The sequence below is a fragment of the Pseudoalteromonas sp. MMG022 genome (assembly GCF_021654245.1).
Classification (GTDB): domain Bacteria; phylum Pseudomonadota; class Gammaproteobacteria; order Enterobacterales; family Alteromonadaceae; genus Pseudoalteromonas; species Pseudoalteromonas amylolytica.
Genome location: NZ_JAKFZQ010000001.1, coordinates 1 through 20,111 on the forward strand (window position 1 = coordinate 1; position 20,111 = coordinate 20,111).

At 42.9% G+C, this 20,111-nt stretch carries 19 protein-coding genes and 2 pseudogenes; 14 read left to right on the forward strand and 7 right to left on the reverse strand.

Features of this window, described 5'->3' with window-relative positions:
* The 3 genes and pseudogenes from L1070_RS00005 to L1070_RS00015 form a co-directional block, all read left to right on the forward strand.
* Positions 1 to 295, forward strand: a pseudogene (locus tag L1070_RS00005) (transposase); the annotation flags it as partial.
* Positions 296 to 452: 157 nt separating this feature from the next.
* Positions 453 to 1,106: pseudogene (locus L1070_RS00010) on the forward strand (IS256 family transposase); the annotation flags it as partial.
* Positions 1,107 to 1,391: 285 nt separating this feature from the next.
* Entirely contained in the window at positions 1,392 to 2,738 is a 1,347-nt protein-coding gene (locus tag L1070_RS00015; protein WP_237123972.1) for a DUF2254 domain-containing protein, read from the forward strand.
* On the opposite strand, the gene L1070_RS20285 is transcribed toward L1070_RS00015, so the two are convergent.
* From L1070_RS20285 to bioA, 5 genes are all read right to left on the reverse strand, one after another.
* Positions 2,721 to 2,849, reverse strand: a complete 129-nt coding sequence (locus L1070_RS20285; protein ID WP_275423217.1) for a hypothetical protein — start codon at positions 2,847 to 2,849, stop codon at positions 2,721 to 2,723. The genes L1070_RS00015 and L1070_RS20285 overlap by 18 nt on opposite strands.
* A gap of 409 nt (positions 2,850 to 3,258) precedes the next feature.
* Positions 3,259 to 4,089, reverse strand: a complete 831-nt coding sequence (locus L1070_RS00020) for an acyl-CoA thioester hydrolase/BAAT C-terminal domain-containing protein (RefSeq protein ID WP_237123973.1) — start codon at positions 4,087 to 4,089, stop codon at positions 3,259 to 3,261.
* 57 nt (positions 4,090 to 4,146) lie between these two features.
* Positions 4,147 to 4,518, reverse strand: coding sequence for a hypothetical protein (locus L1070_RS00025; RefSeq protein WP_237123974.1), 372 nt, complete (start codon positions 4,516 to 4,518; stop codon positions 4,147 to 4,149).
* A 77-nt stretch (positions 4,519 to 4,595) separates the two neighbouring features.
* Positions 4,596 to 5,933: a 4Fe-4S cluster-binding domain-containing protein gene (locus L1070_RS00030; RefSeq protein ID WP_070985616.1), complete on the reverse strand. Its 1,338-nt coding sequence runs from the start codon at positions 5,931 to 5,933 to the stop codon at positions 4,596 to 4,598.
* 130 nt (positions 5,934 to 6,063) lie between these two features.
* Positions 6,064 to 7,353 (reverse strand): adenosylmethionine--8-amino-7-oxononanoate transaminase, encoded by a 1,290-nt coding sequence (gene bioA / locus L1070_RS00035; protein ID WP_237123975.1) that lies wholly within the window; start codon positions 7,351 to 7,353, stop codon positions 6,064 to 6,066.
* 120 nt (positions 7,354 to 7,473) lie between these two features.
* Here bioA and bioB point away from each other — a divergent pair, with 120 nt between their 5' ends.
* Genes bioB through bioD form a run of 4 tightly spaced genes read left to right on the forward strand, consistent with a single transcriptional unit; the run spans position 7,474 to position 11,121 of the window.
* Positions 7,474 to 8,517, forward strand: coding sequence for a biotin synthase BioB (gene bioB / locus L1070_RS00040; protein ID WP_237124237.1), 1,044 nt, complete (start codon positions 7,474 to 7,476; stop codon positions 8,515 to 8,517).
* A complete protein-coding gene (locus tag L1070_RS00045; RefSeq protein ID WP_237123976.1) occupies positions 8,517 to 9,656 on the forward strand; it encodes an 8-amino-7-oxononanoate synthase in 1,140 nt (379 codons plus the stop codon). The genes bioB and L1070_RS00045 overlap by 1 nt, the downstream gene beginning before the upstream one ends.
* The gene (locus L1070_RS00050) at positions 9,653 to 10,441 is read left to right on the forward strand and encodes a methyltransferase domain-containing protein (protein WP_237123977.1); all 789 of its coding nucleotides are present in this window, start codon (positions 9,653 to 9,655) and stop codon (positions 10,439 to 10,441) included. The genes L1070_RS00045 and L1070_RS00050 overlap by 4 nt, the downstream gene beginning before the upstream one ends.
* Positions 10,438 to 11,121 (forward strand): dethiobiotin synthase, encoded by a 684-nt coding sequence (gene bioD / locus L1070_RS00055; protein WP_237123978.1) that lies wholly within the window; start codon positions 10,438 to 10,440, stop codon positions 11,119 to 11,121. Before L1070_RS00050 ends, bioD begins: the two co-directional genes overlap by 4 nt.
* Before the next feature lie 23 nt (positions 11,122 to 11,144).
* On the opposite strand, the gene L1070_RS00060 is transcribed toward bioD, so the two are convergent.
* Complete coding sequence (locus tag L1070_RS00060; RefSeq protein ID WP_070985526.1) at positions 11,145 to 11,357, reverse strand: hypothetical protein; 213 nt, start codon at positions 11,355 to 11,357, stop codon at positions 11,145 to 11,147.
* A 78-nt stretch (positions 11,358 to 11,435) separates the two neighbouring features.
* On the opposite strand from L1070_RS00060, the gene L1070_RS00065 reads away from it, so the two are divergent.
* On the forward strand, positions 11,436 to 11,924 hold the full coding sequence (locus tag L1070_RS00065) for a GNAT family N-acetyltransferase (RefSeq protein ID WP_237123979.1): 489 nt from the start codon (positions 11,436 to 11,438) through the stop codon (positions 11,922 to 11,924).
* 33 nt (positions 11,925 to 11,957) lie between these two features.
* Here the strand turns inward: L1070_RS00065 and L1070_RS00070 are convergent, their stop codons facing one another.
* Entirely contained in the window at positions 11,958 to 12,479 is a 522-nt protein-coding gene (locus L1070_RS00070) for a TetR/AcrR family transcriptional regulator (RefSeq protein WP_070985524.1), read from the reverse strand.
* Between the two features lie 137 nt (positions 12,480 to 12,616).
* Here L1070_RS00070 and L1070_RS00075 point away from each other — a divergent pair, with 137 nt between their 5' ends.
* From L1070_RS00075 to L1070_RS00100, 6 genes are all read left to right on the forward strand, one after another.
* The gene (locus L1070_RS00075) at positions 12,617 to 12,814 is read left to right on the forward strand and encodes a hypothetical protein (RefSeq protein ID WP_237123980.1); all 198 of its coding nucleotides are present in this window, start codon (positions 12,617 to 12,619) and stop codon (positions 12,812 to 12,814) included.
* Positions 12,815 to 12,878: 64 nt separating this feature from the next.
* The gene (locus L1070_RS00080) at positions 12,879 to 14,471 is read left to right on the forward strand and encodes an ABC-F family ATPase (RefSeq protein ID WP_083330504.1); all 1,593 of its coding nucleotides are present in this window, start codon (positions 12,879 to 12,881) and stop codon (positions 14,469 to 14,471) included.
* A 249-nt stretch (positions 14,472 to 14,720) separates the two neighbouring features.
* Positions 14,721 to 15,203 (forward strand): 5-(carboxyamino)imidazole ribonucleotide mutase, encoded by a 483-nt coding sequence (gene purE / locus L1070_RS00085; protein WP_237123981.1) that lies wholly within the window; start codon positions 14,721 to 14,723, stop codon positions 15,201 to 15,203.
* A gap of 1 nt (position 15,204) precedes the next feature.
* Positions 15,205 to 16,353 carry a 5-(carboxyamino)imidazole ribonucleotide synthase gene (locus L1070_RS00090; protein ID WP_237123982.1) on the forward strand — a complete coding sequence of 383 codons (1,149 nt, stop codon included), beginning with the start codon at positions 15,205 to 15,207 and terminating at the stop codon, positions 16,351 to 16,353.
* A gap of 53 nt (positions 16,354 to 16,406) precedes the next feature.
* Positions 16,407 to 17,339 (forward strand): putative sulfate exporter family transporter, encoded by a 933-nt coding sequence (locus L1070_RS00095; protein ID WP_237123983.1) that lies wholly within the window; start codon positions 16,407 to 16,409, stop codon positions 17,337 to 17,339.
* A gap of 234 nt (positions 17,340 to 17,573) precedes the next feature.
* Positions 17,574 to 20,057, forward strand: coding sequence for a prolyl oligopeptidase family serine peptidase (locus tag L1070_RS00100; RefSeq protein ID WP_237123984.1), 2,484 nt, complete (start codon positions 17,574 to 17,576; stop codon positions 20,055 to 20,057).
* The last annotated feature ends 54 nt before the right edge of the window (positions 20,058 to 20,111 follow it).

Consider the following 20,111-nt stretch of genomic DNA (forward strand, 5'->3'; position numbering starts at 1 on the left):
TCCAAGAAAACACATGCCAAAGGGTTTACCTTTTGAGCTTAAAAGCTACCTTGAACTTGTTGAACTCACAGGGAAATGTATACGTACAGACAAACGGGGCTACATAGCACAACACCAAGCACCAATCTTAGAGAGATTAAACATCAAAGCAGAGAATTGGCTCAAACTGACCACCCAATTTGAACAGGTGTTTAAAGGTGCTGTAGGCAAAGAAAGAGCACTGGATATGTATTTTGAACGAGCCACTCTGAAGCGACGACGAAATATCAACAGTAGCAAAGCGTTACTGGCCTAATCGACAATTACTTCACTAAATAATATGTTCAGATGCAAAAAAGAAAGTGTCCACTCCCCCGTTAGTGAGACACCTGTAAACTAGAGTTTTCCAACTTTGCTGGTAGTGTTTAGAAATCTGTGTCATTTCAGTATTATATATAAAACAGGAATGACACATGACCAAAGACTTCGATTTAGAACAAGCCATTAAAGCCCTTCAGTCAGGGCAAGACCTGACAGGCAAAGATGGCTTTTTAACCCCTCTTATCAAACAGATCACCGAAGCTGCCTTGAAAGCAGAGCTGGAACAACACCTTGTAGATGACGAGCAGCCTAACCGTAAAAATGGTTCCAGTAAGAAAACCGTTAAATCTTCAGTGGGCACTTTCGAACTGGATACTCCGCGTGACCGTGCAGGCTCATTTGAGCCAAAGCTAGTTAAGAAAAACCAGACTAAGTTAACTGATGAGATTGATCGTAAGATCTTATCCATGTTTTCGCTCGGCATGAGCTACCGTGATATCCGCGGCCATGTTGATGATATGTATGGCATTGACGTTTCTGAGGCTACCATCACAGGCGTTACCGACCGTTTGATACCCGAGTTGAAAGAGTGGCAGCAGCGACCGTTAGATGCGCTGTATCCGTTTGTCTGGCTTGATGCTATCCACTACAAAATTAAGGAAGATGGCCGCTATGTCAGCAAAGCGGTGTATACGATATTGGGCTTGAACGTCGAGGGCAAAAAGGAGTTGCTTGGCTTGTACCTATCCGAGTCAGAGGGTGCGAACTACTGGCTATCTGTGCTAACGGATCTGCATAACCGTGGCAAAAAATCTTGGACAGCCACTCCAACTTGTTGCTGTAGAATTTGTAGAGTTTAAGTGGACAGCCACCCCAACTTGGCCACCCCAACTTGGCAGGTATATGGCTAACGGGGGCCATTGGTATTTCGGTCGCTTATAGCCGATATGAGATTGCGATTGTTCTGAGCTTAGTCGGGAATATGGTTTTTCCGCTATTAGGGCGTTTTAAAGGAAAATTAAGTGAGTAGCACGGTGTGAAATGAATTCATCTATGCTTTAACCTGTTATCTGTCATTCGGTTTCAAAAATATGATTATTCTGAAAAGATTAGCCTACACCTATAGAGAAGTGTTAAATAGTATCGCGTTTTACCCTAGTTTGTTATCGACAGCAGCGTTATTGCTGGCTGTAGCTTCTATATCTATCGAAAATTTGGCAGTTATCAAACAGGTGAAAGAACATCTCTCTTTTGTTCTTGTAGAAGATCCCAATAATGCTCGTACGATACTGAGCGTATTAATAGGCAGCATCATCTCATTAGCAGTATTCAGTTTTTCTATGGTCATGATTGTACTTAACACTGCTAGCAGTAACCTGTCACCGAGGATGCTTCCAGGCATTATTACAAAGAACTCACATCAACTTGTCTTAGGTGTATACCTTGGAAGCATTATTTATTCAACAATCGTATTGATCAATGTCGATAAGATAGATATAGAACTCTATGGCAGTAAAGTTCCTTCATTAGGGGTGTTTTGCGCTTTAATATTAGGGTTAATGTCGCTTATATTTTTTGTTTTTTTTATCCACTCGATCTCAAAGGAGATTCAGGTTGACCATGTTCTCAACACGCTTTTTAAGAATACAATGGAAGCGCTTGAAGATTTAATAGAACAGCAGCAAGAATGTAACAACCCGAGTGATGAGCAATTACAAGGGTGGCATGAGATAAAAAGTGTTGTTGAAGGCTACTACAAAGGCATAAAAATTAATAAGCTAAAGAAAATTTTGGAAAAGGAAAGTCTCGCTATTTATGTCTCGGTTAAGCAGGGATATTTTACAGTTAAAGGCCATCCTTTTTTGCGTTGTAATAGATCGTTAAAAGGAAACCCCGATTTAGAAAAGCAAATATTGGATTGTTTTATTTTCTATATTGAAGAGTTCATCAGCGACCACTATAGCTACGGACTGAAACAAATATCTGAGATTGCGGTTAAAGCGATGAGTCCCGGTATTAACGATCCAGGCACCGCAGTGAAAGCAATAGATATGATGAGTATATTACTGATAAAACGCATGTCGCTAGCAGAAGTGGATTGCATTTTGTTAGACCAAGATTCAGAGCCGCTATTGTTTCTTCACGAAGTAAAGTTTGAGGAATTATTGCATGATAACTTTTCTCCAATCAGACATTATGCCAAAAGCGATGCGCTAGTCATGCTAAATGTACTTGAAGCGCTGAAGAATATTCTCTTTGTTGCACGTGAAAATGACAAAATGAGTCAGCAAATATTCTCCTATTTAGATGGTGTTATATACGATTTAAATCGGAATATTCACAATCCCTATGATAGAGGTTTACTAAGAGAGATGCTGCTTTCAATAGTACATATAAATAATTCTCATGAAAATGATATATTACATAAATTCAAATAAGGGCATATCTTTAGTTTTTACAATGTAGGATATAAGCACTTCTAAGGTAGCATCGTAAAAACGCTTCGAGCTATCGAAGTCATTTGCACCGATCATAATGTAGCTATACATTTTATTCTCCTTGAAAAACACCGGTTTTCACTTTGCTACACAGCGGTAAATCATGGACACATATGGACGCTCAGCCGTCGTCAAACAATACTCACAAATCGAGGTGGCTTTTGGTCGCCTCATGTCGTTTTTATCTAATCTATCTTACTTAAAGTATTTACCTGTTGTGCAATAAAAAGCTGCTCTGACACTATTAGGGCTTAACTATGTCTATCAGCGCCTCTAATGAGCTTCGAACCTGCATTCCCAAGAAAGTTATTCACCCACTCGGGCTAGTTTGCCCTTGACCACTACAACCAAACGGGTAGAGGTTAAGTGTCATCATTACTAAGGTTTTGGCAGACTTTACGACATTGAGATGGTTGAGTAATTAAATGGCGCCAACATAATGATGTTGGCCCTTAAATGCTTAAAGCGTTGTGACAATGTGTTGTACAATTGACTGTTTGATTTTTGGCGCGGTTTGTTGGCTAAACCCGTGGCCTGTGGCATAGGTGTCATGCCCTACAGGGTAGGCAAATTCTTTGTTATTTAAGTATTGCTCTATATCTTTTGCCATTTGATACGACGGCCAGACTTGGTCTTTCTGCGCAGAAATCATCAGTAGCGGGCCATTGATTTGTTCAAATTTGAACTGTGACTGCGCCACATTTTGTTTATTCTGCAATGACACGCTAAAGCGCTCCAGTAAATTGGCTTTGTTATCAAGTGCTAAGCCCAGAGCTGGAATGTCTTTGCCTTGGTAGGTCCACGCTGACTTTGCTTGTGTTAATCCGTTCCATGCAACTTTACTGGGTGTGGTAACCACTATTGACTTGATACGTTTATCAAGCGTAGCCATTAAAAACGCAGCTTCAGATCCTCTTGAGCCACTGACAACGCCAATTCTGTTAGCATCTATTTTTGAGTGGGATGCAAGATAATCAATGGCATGAATAAAATACTCTATGGGGATTTGATCAAGTGTTTTGGCAATCCCTGGTGAATCAAAAAACGCAAGTCCAAGCACGGCAACACCGTGAGGTGCAATCATTTCACCGTTAGCTCTACCAGCGCTGAGTCCACCTTCTGAACCGCCAAAGGCGATGACTGCTGGGAGTTTATTTTGTGCTTCAGGTAGGTATAGCTCAGCTACTAAGTTTTTATATTGGACTTTTTCAATCGCGTAGTCAGCGCTTTTAGCGAAGGCTTTTACGAACAAAAATGGGGTAAGTAGTAAAATGGTAAATATTTTACGCATTATAAGTCCTTTTAAAGTTTGAGTTTTGGGTACACTTAAATCCAAGTTTTTATTATCTTACAACGAGCTGTAACTAACAACTATACACAGTAGCGTAAAAACAACACCAAAGGTGTAAGAAAAAATTGCGTACCAGCGGGGGATTGTGACCTTAAACTCATCATCTTTTTGCCTCGCGGCTAATATAAACCCATATGCCCAGCCGATTAGATTATGAGTGATGTACAGAGTCGGCACCAAAACCTGTACTGCAGACAGCGGTAATTTGAATAGGGCAGTAATACTAATTACCATCCAGGTAAACTCAATCAACGATGTGATGATGGCGACTCTGTTGATTGGGACTGAGGCGGTATTAAGAATGTAGCGGGCTTCATAAATAACTACTAAGCCAATCAATATACTTAAGTCGAGGTATAAATTGAGCATTACTTTACGCCTGTATATTTAACTCAATGATAAAAGCGGGATGGAATGGTTTGTACTCATCCCGCCATAACGCCTGTTTACATAGCGTTATATTCATCTTCCCAGAAAAACTTCTCTTGCCCAAACGCGGGCTTTAAATCACATAACCATGTTGCCTTTTCATCATATTTAGCGAAAAAGGGCTGTTGCACCCAATCAGGGTTGCGGGCTTGAATAAAACGTAGCACAAATACCTTTTCACCATTAATATCTGCAACGCCGCTCACCTCTACTTTACCTGGGCCTGCACTCATAGATGGGCCACGAACCGTTCTACTCACGCCAGAGACTTGTTTATAGGCATCGCGAAATATTTCCCACGTTTTATAAAGTGGTATTTCAAAATACCTTTTCGCACCGGTATCGCGTTCGATGAACATGTAGTAGGGGATCATGCCCAGTTGAGTTTGCTCTTTCCACATTTGTGACCACATATCTGCATCAACATTTATATGGTTGAGCAAAGGCGCTTGTGTGCGGATCTGCACGCCGGATTTTCGCAGCAGTCGAATTGCTTCTTTTGTCACTTCAGAGCGAAGCTCTTGCTTGTGATTAATATGCGCCATGATTGACACATGTTTGCCTGCATCAACCAGCTCCTTGAGCAATGCCAGTAGCTCTTTGGCATCAGGGTCTGTCACATATCTAAACGGCCAAAAAGTGAGAGACTTGGTGCCGATACGAATCGTTTTAATATGATCAAAACGCGACTCTTTAAGTGCTTCTAAATACTTACGCAACTTAACGGTACGCATCACCATAGGGTCACCACCGGTCATCAACAAGTCTGTGACTTCTTTATTGGTACTTAAGTAATTGTGAAGTAAATCTGCGTCATTATTATTAAAGCGGGTTGCTTTGCCTACAAACTGTGCCCATCGAAAACAAAATGTACAGTAAGAGTGGCAGTATTGCCCTTGAGAAGGGAAAAATAATACGGTTTCTTTGTATTTGTGTTGGATGCCTTCAACACGCTCGCCTTCAAACTGTGGGACGTTTTTCTCCATCTGCCCGGCTGGGTGAGGGTTGAGTTTGTGGCGGATCTCAGTGGCAAGCTCGAATACTTCATCAGGTGTGTGCGAGCGCTTCAATAAAGCGGCCATTTGCTCGTATGATTCGTCATCTAACATACCGCGTTGTGGGAATGTCAGTTGAAAAATTGGATCATCAGGTACTTTATGCCAGTCAATTAGCTCTTCAATAACAAAGTTATTCACGCGGAATGGAAAGACGTTTGCAACGACCTTCATCTCAAAGCGCAAATGCTCAGGAAGTTTATCTAGTTGTTCAATTTTGTCGATTTGGCGATGTTGATAAACTTTAAACCTTGGCGCTTGATACGCTTGTGCAGGTTGTAAATGAACGGTTTGCTGCATATATCCTCGTACTTTTACTGGTTGCTGTGTAAAAGCAATACATTGTAACAGCTTTTGCCAAGCAAGTTTACCTAACTGTACCAAATAAGCTAACAATTAGGCGAAGCAAAGTGATTTCGCCTAATAACAGTTAATATTGCTGTTGCTCTATAGCTTGGTATATGGCGTTAGCTAAACGCTCGATATCCTCAGTGGGCGTTATGTAAGGCGGCATAATGTAAATCAGCTTGCCAAATGGCCTTACCCATATTCCCTGTTTAACAAAAAACCTTTGTATTTTAGCGACATCAACATTTTTGTCTATTTCAACAACACCAATTGCGCCTAATGTTCTAACATCGACCACTTCATCTAATGCTTCACAGCGCTTTAACGCGCTCATAGCTTGGTTGATACGGGTAATTTGTTGCAGCCAGTTAGTTTCAATCAGTAAGTCAATACTGGCGTTTGCAACTGCACAGGCCAAAGGGTTTCCCATAAAAGTAGGACCATGCATGAGCACACCCGCTCCGCCTTCACTGATACCAATGGCTACTTTTTCAGTTGTGAGTGTTGCCGACAATGTCATTGTGCCACCGGTAAGTGCTTTACCAATACACATAATATCAGGGCTAATATTGGCGTGTTCACAGGCAAATAGCTTTCCAGTTCGGCCAAAACCTGTGGCTATTTCATCCAATATAAGTAACACATCATACTTATCACATAACTCTCTGAGTTTGGTTAAATAAGTAGGGTTGTAGAAATTCATGCCGCCAGCGTTTTGCACAATCGGTTCGATGATGAAGGCTGCAACTTCATGATGGTGTGTATGAAACGCTTGTTCTAACTGTTCAAGTTCGGCCAAATCAACAGGGCCGCCGAACTTAGCCCGTGGCGCGTTTACAAAAACGTGTTCAGGCAAAAAGCCTTGATACATACTGTGCATTGAATTTACAGGGTCGCAGACACTCATCGCAGCAAAGGTATCACCGTGATAACCTTTTTGTGCGGTCATCAACTTATTCTTTTGCGTGTTGCCTTTGCTTATCCAATACTGCAGCGCCATCTTTATTGCCACCTCTACACTCACAGAGCCACTATCAGCGAGAAACACTCGATTTAATGGTTCTGGCGTGATTGCAACGAGTTTTTTGCATAATTCAACTGCGGGCGCATGAGTAATACCACCAAACATAACATGGCTCATAGTTTGGGCTTGTTGAGTAATTGCGCTTACCAATTTAGGATGGTTATAGCCATGAATTGCACTCCACCAAGATGCCATACCATCGATTAACACCTCGCCAGTATCAAGGTATAACTTATTCTGGTCTGTATGTGTTACTCCGTAAGATGGAAGGGGGTTGAGCATGGAAGTATAGGGGTGCCAGATATATTTTTTATCAAATTCTTTATCTATTGCTCGAAAATCACTCATTGGTAAACCTTTGCTAACTGGTTGGCGTTGACAATACTACGCCAGAAAGTAGACTAAGCCAATCACCGTCAAGTTAACTGCATCATTTTTAAGCAGTGATGTTTTACAATAAAAGAGAAAATAACAATGGCCACAGTTCGTCACGATTGGACTCATGAAGAAGTAAAAGCACTATTTGAAATGCCGTTTAATGATTTGCTATTTAAAGCGGCCAGCATTCACCGTGAGAACTTTAACCCCAACGAAGTGCAGATCTCGACACTGTTATCTATTAAAACAGGTGCTTGCCCAGAAGATTGTAAATATTGTCCACAGTCAGGGCATTATAAAACGGATCTAGAGCGTGAGCGCTTGATGGAAGTTGAAAAGGTAGTTGAGCAAGCGCGTTTAGCAAAACAAAAAGGCGCAACGCGTTTTTGTATGGGCGCTGCGTGGTCAGACCCAAAAGACAGAGATATGCCATACATAGAAAAGATGGTGCGCGAAGTAAAAGATCTAGGCTTAGAAACCTGTATGACACTTGGCATGCTAGACAATGATAAGGCCCATGCGCTTAAAGATGCGGGTCTGGATTACTACAACCATAACCTAGATACGTCTCCTGAGTACTACCAGCAAATCATCACAACTCGAACTTATCAAGACCGTTTAGATACCATTGATAACGTACGTGATGCAGGCATGAAAGTATGTTCAGGTGGTATTGTTGGTATGGGCGAGCAAGCAGCGGACCGTTTTGGTCTGTTAATGCAACTTGCAAACCTACCACAACAACCTGAAAGTGTGCCAATCAACATGTTGGTTAAAGTCAAAGGCACGCCGTTGGAGGATGTTGAAGATTTAGATCATTTCGAGTTTATTCGTACTATCGCTGTTGCACGTATTATGATGCCGAAAAGTTATGTCCGTTTGTCAGCAGGGCGTACAGCAATGAATGAACAGATGCAGTCAATGTGCTTTTTCGCGGGCGCAAACTCAATCTTTTATGGCGATAAATTGCTAACTACTGAGAATCCTGAAGCAGATGCAGATATGAACCTGCTTAAAAAGCTAGGCATGAAACCTGAAGAGCGTCACGATTATTCAGATGAAGCGTACGAAGCATCGCTCTCGTCAGCCATTGCGGACAAAGCAACTTCTGAGCTGTTTTACGAAGCAAATTAATGGCGTTTGAGTATATACAACAAAGCTTAGCTGCGCGTAAAGAGCAAACTTTACTTAGAAGTAGGGTATTGGTTCAGCATAGCAATGCGCGCAGCATAACGATTGCTGACAAGTCATATTTAAATTTTGCCAGCAACGATTATCTAGGGCTTGCTGATCAATGTTTAGAGGGTAATCACGGTACCACGGGCAGCAGAAGCTCAGCCTTGGTCACGGGCTATCAGCAAGTACACAAGCAGCTGGAAGGTAGATTGTGCGAGTTACTCGGCTATGAGTCTGCGCTGCTATTTAGCACCGGCTTTAGCGCTAACTCCAGCGTATTAAAAGCGTTGTTTAATGACAGCGCGCCACTGCAAAACTGTGCTATTTTTCAAGATAAACTTAACCATGCCAGCTTAATTGATGGCGCTTTGCAAAGCACCGCAAAGCATATCCGCTTCAATCACAACGATATGGGCCACTTGCGTTCTCGATTAGAAAAATCAGCAGCAAGCAATAAGCTTATTATCAGCGAAGGTGTGTTTTCAATGGATGGCGACAAAGCACCACTGGAAGCTTTGTTTAAGCTCAAGCAGCAACATAATGCATGGTTGATGTTAGATGATGCGCACGCTTTTGGGGTGGTTGGGGAGCATGGTTTAGGCTCTTGTGAGCGCTATCACGAGAAACCAGAAATACTGGTGATCACCTTCGGAAAAGCCATGGCTAGCCAAGGTGCGGCAGTACTGACTAGCAAAGCTGTGGCTGACTATATGTTGCAGTATAACAGGGACTATATTTACTCAACCGCCATGTCACCTTTGATGGTCGATGCCGCTCGTTTTCAGCTCGAGCGTCTAGTGAAAGCTGGCAATGAACGAGCGAAGTTGAATGAAAATATCACCTTGTTTAAATCGCTGGCAGAGCAAGCGAACATCGCATTGATGTCGTCAGATACCGCGATCCAGCCTGTTGTGTTAGGGAGCGCTGAAAATGTTCTCAATGCGCAGCGCGCGTTACAACAAAAAGGCATTTGGCTTGGTGCAATTCGCCCACCCACCGTGCCAGCGAACACTGCTCGGTTGAGGATCACGTTGACCGCGGCACATACGCACGATGATATTCGTTTTCTGGTCCAGCAACTTGAGGGTTTGCTATGAATGCAATATTACAAGATGTGCAACTTGCTTCCTCGAGCCTCAAGCAAAACACTGCACACAGGTTTTCAAAAGCTGCACAGTGTTACCAGCATCACGCTAGAGTACAACAGCAAGCCGCCAAACAACTTTTTACAATGCTGCAAAGTGGTCATGATTACCTATTGGATTTAGGAGCTGGGCCTTTATTACATCATGATAGTCTTGCACGACATGCGTCCCATGTTGTGAATATGGATTTAAGTCATGGTATGTTACAGCAGGGCCATAGCGACGCATGGCGCATATGTGCAGATATGGACCGTTTACCCTTGCAAGAAAAGAGTATCTCTGCGGTATTTTCAAATTTTGCGATACAGTGGAGCAGCTCACCCGCGCAGTTATTTAAAGAGTTGAGCCACGTGTGCAAACCCGGTGCTCAATTGGTTATGTCTAGCGTGTTAGATGGGTCACTCAAGGAGATTGCACAAGCGTGGCAAATGTTAGATAGCCGCTGTCATGTAAATCAATTTCTTAACCTTGAGCAGCTGCAACAGTTTGCAACCAGTGCAGGCTTTGAGGTTAAAACAGCACAACAGGTTTGTTTGAAAGACCGCTTTGCAACGCCCAAAGAGGCGTTTAAATCGGTAAAACATATCGGTGCCAACCAAATCCAGTCACGAGATGGTAAACCAAGCGGCTTAATGGGTAAAAAACGATTTGGCCAGTTGTTGTCTGGTTATCCGCTTGAGAACGAACAGGCCGTGGTAAGTTACGAGGTCGCAATTATGGAGCTTATCAAGCTATGAGTGCATTTTTTATTACTGGTACAGATACCGAAGTGGGTAAAACCCATATCACAGCACTACTGCTAAAGTTTTTAGCACAGCACAAGCGCCAAGCGATTGGCTTTAAGCCCATCGCCGCAGGAGCTGAAGAGGCATTTGGTCAGCTAGTGAATGATGACGCGCTAACGCTTATGGAGTCAGCCAACGTACATGGCAAATACGAGCAAATAAACCCAATTTGCTTAGCGCCACCGATTGCACCACACATTGCAGCCCAGCAAGCAGGTATAGAAATCACCCTAGACGAGCTAAGTCATCACTATCATGAGCTTGCAAAACTAGGTGCTGAGTTCACCTTGGTAGAGGGCGCTGGTGGCTGGGCTTTACCGATCAACGATAGTCAATACTTGTGTGATTGGGTACAAAAAGAACAACTGCCTGTGATCTTAGTTGTCGGGATGAAGTTGGGGTGTTTAAATCACGCTATATTGACCACTCATGCTTTAAAAGCACAAGGTGTAAAGTGTGTTGGCTGGGTTGCAAACCAAGTTGACCCGAACATGGCTAATTTTGACGAAAACCTTGAAAGCCTTCGTAAACGTATTGATGCGCCGTTACTTGCGGTTGCTCCTTACAGTGAAGAAAAAGCAAAATTACAAATTTACGCGGCATTAACGGATTTATTTGGTATTCATTTATAGGCCAACACATGTTGGCCTATATGCTACTCAGTTGATGCGTTTTCGCCATGCTGTTTTAAATAATTAGGTAGTAAATGCTCAACGATTTCTTTGGCGGCAATGGTGTAACGAACACCATTGAACATTACTGATGTGTGTTCATGAATACCTGTGATCCCTGTTAAGGTCCAACCTTCACCGCGCTCAGGGCACAGCACCTTGGTAGTTGGGGGAATAACTTTAAATTCGTCTGACATACAGCACTCCACGTTAGACTTATTTTTGCCTGCTAGTTTATACTATTTTGGCAAATTGCCAATCAGGACCTACCAACAATGCGTTTTACCACATCAAGGCTTGTCCTCAAGTCTATTACCCATAAAGACGCATTGGCATTGTACAGTGTTCTAAACGACCCACTGGTTGCCCAATACAACGATTATGGTGACTCTTTATCTCATGAGCAGATAAAAGACTTGATCCAATGGGACTTGGAGCAGGGCTACTTAGGGTTGGGGTGCCGCATGGCGATTACCAATGCTCAAGGGCTATTGCTTGGCACTGTTGGGTTATATGACTTTGATGCTGATAAGCAAAGCGTAAACATTGGCTTTGAGTTGGCCAGTGTCCATTGGCGGCATGGTTATATGAGTGAAGCTGTTCAGTGTATACTGGTAAATATCGGTCAATTGTTAAATATATCTTCTGATATCAGTGTGTTTGCGCACCTTGATGAAAACAACGAGCGCTCAGCAAAATTACTATTGAAATTGGGATTTAGCAAACAATCTGACAATTTATATCGCAAATTATTAACTGCCTAACCATACTAAATAGCGCTTCTAGAACACATCTTACTATTGGATTGATTGTAGCTTATTACTGAGCAAACGTACCAGTGAATCAACATCCGAATGCTCATCGTTCAAACCTACAATCAAGGTCATGAAATAACAGTCCATCATGATATCGGCTTTATATGAGTCATAGGGTTGACCTTCGAATAGGGTATGCTTGAACGCTTCCAGCTGCTTACTGAAATAGTCGTGCTGCCACAAAATACCACCGATAAGCTCCTTACTAAACTCTCTATTGCTTAAGTAAAATTGATATAGAAATTTAGCATAGTGCCTAAGCCTCAGGCGTGGAGTGTGGAGCTTTTCAGATTGTGCAGCTTGGGCGAGTGTATCCTCGATTTTATCGTGCATAGCAGTTTTTAGAATATCTAACTTGGTAGGAAAGTGAGAAAAAACAGTGCCAGTGGCAACACCTGCCAGTTGAGATATTTGTCGCGTAGTCGTTTGTGCAAAGCCTTGTTCATTAAAAAGCTGCCAACTGGCCTGTAGTATTTTATGTTTGGTTGATGTTTTTTTATTCATTTCATTACCAAATAGTTAGAGTTGAAGAGCATAACATAACGATAAAAAAATACCCAAAACACTTGAAATTGAGCGTGCTCATAAATAATAATGAGCGCGCTCAATTTTGTATTTCTTATCATTATGGAAGGTGTAATATGAATTTCGTAGGTTATGTGTTGTTTTTACCATTTATTGTTTTTTACAGCTACATCTTGGGGCCTGTGCTTAAAGCTGTGTTGATCCCTGGCGGCTTGGCAATTTTACTGCTGATCATGGGGCCGAAGGCGTTTATATATCATATCAAACTGGCCCTTGATGATTACAAGGCAAACAAACCCGTAGAACTTACGTAGTTTTACAGCGCAGATTAGTTTAAAATTGGGTTTTTAGGCTTAGACAACTTCCTAGGAGCCCACTATTTTAAGCGCAGCTAATGTCACCATGCAGTTTGGTGCAAAACCTCTTTTTGAGAATATTTCAGTAAAATTCGGCGACGGCAACCGCTATGGTCTGATCGGAGCAAACGGTTGTGGTAAGTCTACCTTCATGAAAATCCTTGGTGGTGAACTTGAACCTAGCACTGGTAATGTCAGTGTATCTCCAAACACCCGTTTGGCTAAGCTGAATCAGGATCAGTTCGCGTACGAACAATACAGTGTTATTGATACGGTAATTATGGGCCATAAAGAGCTGTGGGCCATCAAAGCTGAACGTGATCGCATCTACGCTTTGCCAGAAATGAGTGAAGAAGATGGCATGAAGGTCGCTGACCTAGAAACTGAATTTGCCGAAATGGATGGCTACTCAGCAGAGTCAAAAGCGGGTGAGTTGCTACTTGGCGTGGGTATCCCTACTGAACAGCACTATGGCCCAATGTCTGAAATTGCGCCGGGTTTTAAACTGCGCGTGCTACTTGCGCAAGTGCTATTTGCAGACCCTGATATCATGCTGTTGGACGAACCAACCAACAACTTGGATATTTACACCATTAAATGGCTTGAAGATGTATTGAACCAGCGTGATTGCACCATGTTGATCATCTCGCACGATCGTCACTTCCTAAACTCTGTATGTACGCACATGGCTGACATAGACTACGGTGAGTTACGCGTTTATCCGGGTAACTATGACGAATACATGTTTGCTGCAACGCAGGCCCGTGAAAAGTTACTGAACGAAAATGCTAAGAAGAAAGCGCAGATTGCTGAGTTACAGCAGTTTGTGTCGCGATTCTCAGCAAATGCCTCTAAGGCAAAACAAGCAACATCACGTGCTAAGCAAATTGATAAAATCCAGCTTGATGAAGTGAAAGCATCATCTCGTCAGTCACCATTTATTCGTTTTGAGCAATCAAAGCAACTATTCCGTAATGCATTGGAGATCGGTGGCCTATCTCAGGGTTTTGAGAACACCTTGTTTTCGGGTGTGGACGCGTTAGTTGAAGTGGGTGAACGCATTGCGGTTATCGGTGAAAACGGTGTGGGTAAAACAACTTTGCTAAATACCCTAGCAGGGCGCTTGGCACCGAAATCGGGGGAGTTTAAATGGTCTGAAAATGCCAACATTGGTTACTACGCGCAAGACCATGCCGATGAATTTGAAAAAGACCTCAATGTGTTTCAATGGATGGAACAATGGCAACAAGAAGGCGATGATGAGCAGGTGGTGCGCAGTTACCTTGGTCGTATGTTGTTCTCACAAAATGACATTAAAAAGTCTGTAAAGGTGCTATCAGGTGGTGAACAGGGTCGTATGTTATTTGGTAAGTTAATGATGCATAAGCATAATATTTTGCTTATGGATGAACCTACCAACCACATGGATATGGAATCTATTGAAGCGCTTAACTTAGCGTTGGAACAATACGAAGGCACTTTGTTCTTCGTTTCTCACGATAGACAGTTTGTATCTTCGCTTGCCACCAGAGTGTGGGAGATCAAAGACGGTAAGGTTATTGATTTCAGAGGCACCTATGAAGAATATTTAGCGACCCAAGAGCAAGCTAAGTAATACTCGAGAAAACCGCGCCAACAGCGCGGTTTTTTTATTTATTTTTAATTTATAAAATGTGCTAAACCGAAATCAGTACGCAGTGACATCGCAACACATAGGCGGTGTTGATCAGCCTTAAAATAATGGTATTACGTGGCTGATTAGGTATAATAGCGCGCAAAAATTTAGGTCATATTGAGTACCCCAATTATTGCTCAAAATGACGTATCGTTACTGTATCGTTTAACTTAACACCGAGGATTTATTATGACGGTTGGCATTATCATGGGTTCAAAGTCAGATTGGCCTACTATGCAGCACGCAGCAGATATGTTGGACAAATTTGGCATCGAATACGAAACAAAAGTTGTTTCAGCACACCGTACTCCTCAACTATTAGCTGACTATGCCTCAAGTGCTGCACAGCGTGGTATCAAAGTGATTATTGCCGGTGCCGGCGGCGCTGCGCACTTACCTGGTATGGCTGCGGCGTTTACTAGCCTGCCAGTACTAGGTGTACCAGTTAAATCAAAAACACTTAATGGCGTAGATTCACTGCTATCAATTTGCCAAATGCCAAAAGGCGTAGCGGTTGGTACTTTGGCAATTGGTGATGCAGGTGCTGCAAACGCGGGTTTGTTAGCTGCACAGATCCTCGGTTGTCAGCAACCAGAGATTTTTGCCAAAGTTGAAGCGTTCCGCAAAGAACAAACAGAGACAGTGTTAGCCAACCCAAACCCTGCTGAGTAATATGAATATTCTTGTTTTAGGAGCGGGGCAACTTGCTCGCATGATGAGTTTATCTGCTACTCATTTAGACCTACATGTGCTTGCGTATGATGTAGGATCAAAGCAGGTAATTGATCCAGTAACTTTTGTAACAACAGATTTTACACTGGAACACGCTATTTCTCGAAGCCATGCCATTACTGCGGAGTTTGAGCACATCCCACATGATGTACTGACGCTGTGCGCGCAAAGTGGCAAGTTTTACCCAGGTGCTGAGGCTATCGCAACAGGTGGTGACAGAGCAAAAGAAAAAGCACTGTTAGATAAAGCCAAAGTTGCTTGTGCACCTTATCAGTTGATCACACAAAAGAGTCACTTTTTGAGTGCGATTGAGCGTTTAGGTATGCCCCTGGTTGTAAAAACCTGTCAGGCAGGCTACGACGGTAAAGGCCAATGGCGTGTTAAAAGCCAAAATGATGTGGAACAGATTTGGTCAGAAATGGCTGAGTTTATCGCCTCTGGTACTGAGCTTGCACCGCATTCTATCATTGCTGAGAAAATGATCCCTTTTGACCGTGAAGTGTCAATCATAGGTGTAAGAGATAAGCAAGGACAGTGTAAAACCTATCCACTGACAGAAAATCAGCATACAAATGGCGTGTTGACCCTGTCTATTGCTGGCAAAGAGAAACACGAAATTGAGCAGCAAGCACAAGATGCATTTAATGCCATAGCAAATGCCTTGGATTATGTTGGTGTATTGGCAATTGAGTTTTTTGATGTGCAAGGCACCTTGCTGGTGAATGAAATTGCGCCGCGCGTTCATAACTCGGGACACTGGACGCAACAAGGGTGCCATGTGAGCCAGTTTGAAAATCATATGCGTGCCGTGGCAGGTTTACCACTAGGTTCAACAGAATTGCTAAGGCCTACGGCGATGATCAATGTGTTAGGGCAGCCTGCAATTGCACATTCAGTACTCGCGGTGCCTGACACCACCAGTCATTGGTACTCCAAAGCGGCCAAACCAGGTCGTAAGATGGGCCACATCAATGTTTCAGGTAAAGATCTTAAGCAATTGGGTGAGCGCTTGGATGAGTTAGCTGCGATTTTGCCCGAACAAGATTATCCCGGCGTTAAAGCCACCGCGCGCAGTTTAATTGGCGCTTAAGTAACATAAAACCGAGCTTTTGGCTCGGTTTTTTTATAAATAGTGATGTCGCTATGCTCCCAATACAAGCTGTTCAATACGTCTTTATTGGCTTATTTATACTAAGCTTTGCACCTTTTGTTAGCCCAACTTTGGCATTGGGGCTTGGTGTTGGCTTTGCTTGGCTTTTGGGCAACCCATTTGAGCAGCTCAGTAACCTGTTGAGTAAATGGTTGCTGAAAGTAGCGGTGATAGGCCTTGGTTTCAACGTTAATATCCTAGAAATCATTGAAGTTGGTCGCAGCTCATTGGTTTTAACCATTGTTAGCATAACAGCCATCATTGGCTTGGGAGAAATCCTTACACAGGCATTTCGACTCAATCGCAATACCGGGGTGCTTATTTCTTTTGGTACTGCCATTTGTGGAGGCAGTGCCATAGCTGCTATGGCGCCGGTGATAAAAGCCAAACAACATGAAATAGCAGTGGCACTAGCCGTGGTGTTTTCTCTTAACGCGATTGGATTAGTGTTATTTCCATGGCTTGGACGTGCACTTATGCTCAGTGATGAGCAATTTGCACTGTGGGCAGCATTGGCAATACATGATACCAGTAGTGTGGTGGCGGCTGCAGCTACATATGGCCCTGTGGCGGTTGGTATTGCCACGACGATAAAACTGACTCGCGCCATGTGGATCATTCCGTATACAGCGGCGGCAGGTGTATTTTGGCGCAGTGAAGAGCGTGCCAGCATTCCACTTTTTATTTTTGGCTTTTTATTGGCTGCGCTGTGTAACAGCTATTTTCCTCATTTTAATGAACTATGGCAGACGCTATACATCGGTGCAAAGCATGTATTAGTTGCAACCTTATTTTTGATTGGCGCAGGGGTATCAAAAGCAGTTATAAAACAAACTGGTTGGCGAGTTTTTGCCATGGCAATCGTGCTATGGGTCATCGTTAGTGCGGTGCTGTTACTACTCATTCTTGACGGTCTAATACAATAATTACGAATTTTTTTGAACTGTTTTATGTTTCTGTAGTCCTATACTTTGAGGCGTGGATAGGCCTCATTTCATAATCGTTGTCCATCAACGACTATGTGAGCGCAGAGAGTATTTGGCCAGTATCACTTACTGGCCTTTTTTTGTCTCGAAACTCGGTCATTAATCTTAAATTACATGAATTTCCACGCCACATTTGATTTAATGGTAACAATATTACAATCAATAAGAAGCGCTATGATCAAACAATCAATCCTTTCGATTGCCGTGGCATCAAGTTTACTGCTCACGGGTTGTCAAACGACTCACCAAGCTGCAAAAAGCAGCGAAACAAAACAAAACTTTCAGCCTGTAGTTGCAACACCTGTAGATTTTGGTGGCGAGAATATCACACTTGAGCAAGCTATGGCGCACCCTGATTGGCTGGGTCGACAGCCAGAAAGCGCCTTTTGGGCAGCTGATAGCAAGACGGTAATTTTTGAGCGCAAGCAACAAGGTAATGAACTTAGGGATACCTTCTCTGTTACTGTTGATACAATCAGTGGCTTTACGCCAAACCAAGTTCAACTTAGCCAGCTACATACCATCGGCGCTGACGATGCAATTTACTCTAAAGACGGTAAATATCAGGCCTACACCTTTGAAGGGAATATATTCTTAAAAACCATTGCTAGTGGCGCAATCACGCAGCTAACCCATAGTTCAGAGCGTGAGTCTAGCCTACAATTTTTACTCACAGGTGAATTATCTTATCGTATCGATAACACCTTCTATAAAATTGACTTAGCGACCGGGCGCTCTGTGGAACTTGTTAAGTTGCACTTGAGTGATGAGCCTGCCGGTTTAAAAGAACCCAGTAGCTATATTGCGAAAGAACAGCACAAGTTAATAGAGTTTGTTGCGTTACAACACAAGAATAAAGTGGATAAGCAAACACGTGCAGAGCAACTTAAAGCGCAAAATAGCACGCTGGCTAACAATCACATCTATCTTGGTAAAGCTAAGCAAATTTTTGATGTTAGTCTTTCTCCGAAAGGTGACAAGCTAATAGCGGTAATTGGTGATAAACGCACTTGGCGAGATGAGGGCGATATCATGCCGAACTACGTCAGCCAAGATGGACATATAGAATCTGTACCAGCCCGACGTAAGATAGCAGATGCGAAAAGTCACTCATCAGAAGTCGTCTTCATCGATCTTTCTAAACAGGCACAAACCACACTGGCATATGACACTTTGCCTGGTTTTGACGAAGATGTACTTGCTGCGGTTAAAAAAGAAAACGCAGCTCGTGATGGCAAAAAGTATGAGTCTAAAAAGCAGCCCAGAGATATCAACCTGCTACGCCAAAGAGGGCAAGACGCGATACAGTGGAACAGCACGGGTGAGCAGGTAGCATTGATGCTTGAAGCATGGGATAACAAAGACCGCTGGATAGCAACAATTGACTTTGCGAAGCAAGCGCTTGTGTCGCAGCATCGTTTACATGATGATGCCTGGATAAACTACGCCCATAATGACTTTGGTTGGTTTAATAACAGCGATACGCTGTATTACTTATCAGAGCAAAGTGGCTATAGCCACATCTATACTAAGCCGTTACAGGGCAAAGCTAAACAACTGACCAAAGGCCAATATGTTGTTTCAGATCTGACCTTGAGTAAAGATGACAATCACATCTATTTTAAGGCAAATATTGAGCATCCTGGGTTGTATGAAATCTACCGTGTAAATACCCAAACGAACCAACGCGTACAGCTCACCAACTTAGATGGCATGACGGATTACAGCCTAAGCCCAGATGAAAGCCAGCTTTTACTTACTCATTCTAAAATCATGATGCCGCAAGAGTTATATGTGGCAAAAGTGGCGCCAAATGCGACAGCTACACGTGTGACAAACACGGTGTCCGAGGCGTTTTTAGAGAAGAAGCTGATAGCGCCAAAAATTGTTGCTGTTCCTTCGAGCCATGGTGAACAGCCAGTGTATGCCAAGGTGTATTACCCTGCAGACTATGTGGAGGGTGAACAGGGTAAAAAGCGCAAAGCGGTTATCTTCAATCACGGTGCAGGCTATCTGCAAAACTCTCACATGGGTTGGTCAGTTTACTTTAGGGAGTTTATGTTCCACTCACTGCTAGCAAGCGAAGGCTATGTGGTCATGGATATGGACTATAGAGCGTCAAAAGGCTACGGCCGTGATTGGCGTACTGCAATATATCGCCATATGGGTAAGCCTGAAGTTGAAGATTTGGCCGATGGTGTAAAATGGATGGTTGAGAATGCGAATGTTGACCAACAAGCCGTGGGAACTTACGGTGGATCGTACGGCGGTTTTATGACCTTTATGGCGTTGTTTACTCAACCTGATTTATTCAAAGCTGGGGCTGCTATCAGACCTGTAACAGATTGGGCGTATTACAATCGCGGTTATACATCGAATATTTTGAACCATCCAGATGTAGACCCAATCGCCTATGAGCGCAGTTCGCCAATTTACTTTGCTGAGGGCTTAAAGAACGAGTTGCTGATCAACGCGCCTATGTTGGATGATAATGTGTTCTTCCAAGATGTTGTTCGTTTAGTACAGCGCTTGATAGAACTTGAGAAAACGGGTTTTGAAACCGCAATTTATCCAGTAGAGCCTCATGGTTTTAGACAGCCATCGAGTTGGTTGGATGAATACCGACGCATTCACAAGCTGTTTAAAGAGAACCTTTAAACAATGAATGATCTTAACGCCAGCATATAAGCTGGCGTTTTTTATACAAAAGCG